At 46.6% G+C, this 1,778-nt stretch carries 2 protein-coding genes; both read left to right on the forward strand.

Annotation, left to right across the window (positions count from 1 at the left end; translation table 11 throughout):
* A partial coding sequence (gene mnmA, locus A3766_RS15680) for a tRNA 2-thiouridine(34) synthase MnmA (protein ID WP_068642481.1) occupies nt 1–1,067 on the forward strand: 1,067 nt, incomplete at its 5' end.
* Nucleotides 1,068–1,145: 78 nt separating this feature from the next.
* Nucleotides 1,146–1,775 carry a high frequency lysogenization protein HflD gene (gene hflD / locus A3766_RS15685; RefSeq protein WP_068511610.1) on the forward strand — a complete coding sequence of 210 codons (630 nt, stop codon included), beginning with the start codon at nt 1,146–1,148 and terminating at the stop codon, nt 1,773–1,775.
* Nucleotides 1,776–1,778 lie beyond the last annotated feature (3 nt).

A 1,778-nucleotide genomic window follows, 5' to 3' on the forward strand; every position in this document is an offset into this window, starting at 1 on the left:
TCGTTGGCATGTCAGGCGGTGTTGACTCTTCCGTTTCAGCACTACTCCTAAAACAGCAAGGCTTTCTTGTCGAAGGCCTGTTTATGAAAAACTGGGACGAGGACGACGGCACAGAATACTGTACCGCAATCGAAGACCTGAATGATGCCCAAGCTGTATGTGACAAGCTAGGTATTAAGCTTCATACCGCTAACTTTGCCGCTGAATATTGGGACAGAGTCTTCGAGCACTTTTTGGTTGAGTATCGCTCTGGGCGAACTCCCAACCCTGACATCCTGTGTAACAAGGAAATCAAATTCAAAGCCTTTCTCGATTATGCGAGTACCTTAGGGGCAGATTACATTGCGACAGGCCATTACGTGAGACGCGCTGACGATAATGGGCAAACCTTGCTATTAAAGGGGCTCGATAACAACAAAGATCAAAGCTACTTTCTACATGCTGTCAACCAAAGCAAATTAGCGAAAACCCTGTTTCCGGTTGGTGAATTGGAAAAGCCAGCTGTAAGAAAGCTTGCCGAAGAACATGATTTAATCACACATAACAAGAAAGATAGTACCGGCATATGTTTTATCGGAGAGCGAAAGTTCTCTGACTTTCTAAAGCAATACATCCCTGCGCAACCGGGTGATATTGAAACTGACAAGGGCGATATCATCGGCCGACACAATGGGCTTATGTACCACACTATTGGGCAGCGCCAAGGCTTAGGAATTGGTGGGCTCAGCGGCTATGACGAATCACCTTGGTATGTTGCACAAAAAGACCTTGATCGTAACGTATTAATCGTTGTTCAAGGCAGCAAGCACCCCCTTCTATACAGCAGCCAACTACAGACTCTCGAAACTGACTGGATCAACAAAGCTCCAAGTGAGTACCCTTTCCACTGCAAAGCTAAGGTGCGCTACCGCCAAGCTGATCAGGACTGCATTATTGAAAGTAACGACAATGGATGCTTAAGCGTATTCTTTGGGCAGCCTCAGCGCGCGGTCACACCCGGCCAATCGATTGCCTTCTATCTTGAAGATCAATGCCTCGGTGGCGCGATTATTGAAACAACGGAATAGACAGCTAAAACACTAGAAAGCTGAATTCCAAGACATGCTCAGCAATCATCAGCAAAGTAATTTTAAACAGTGAACTCTATGAACAAGACTCAACAACAAATACTTGCCCTAGCAGGGTTATTCCAGGCAATGTCAGCCGCTGACGACATTGCACAGAGCGGACAATGCAATCCTCAACACCTGGAAACTGCCTTAAATAGTCTGTTTATCACAAACCCGGATACCACACTATCGGTCTTTGGTGACCTTGCCAAACTTGAGAAAGGCCTTGAAGTCGTTCATGACCTACTTGCCAAAACTAATACTAAGGGGCACGTACTGCCCGTGCGCTACGCTCTTGCAGTCCTCCACCTTGAGAGAAAACTCAATAAAGATAAAGAAATGCTAGATGCACTTAGCCGGAAACTTGAGAGGGCACAACAGCAAGTAGAGCATTTTGGCCTGCTTCACGAAAATGTCATTGGCAGTCTCGCTGAGATTTACATGCAAACCATCAGCACCTTTTCATTGCGTGTACAGGTATCTGGCCATGAACGCCACTTGACCGTCGATCTGAACGCAGCAAAAATCCGCTGCCTGCTTCTCTCAGGCGTAAGGGCTGCAAACTTATGGCGACAACTCTCTGGCCATCGTTGGCACTTTATCTTTAAACGACGCGCGTTAGCAAATGAGTGCGAAAAACTATTAAGCCAAAGCAGAGCAAGCTAGCTG

The organism is Oleiphilus sp. HI0132, assembly GCF_001635845.1.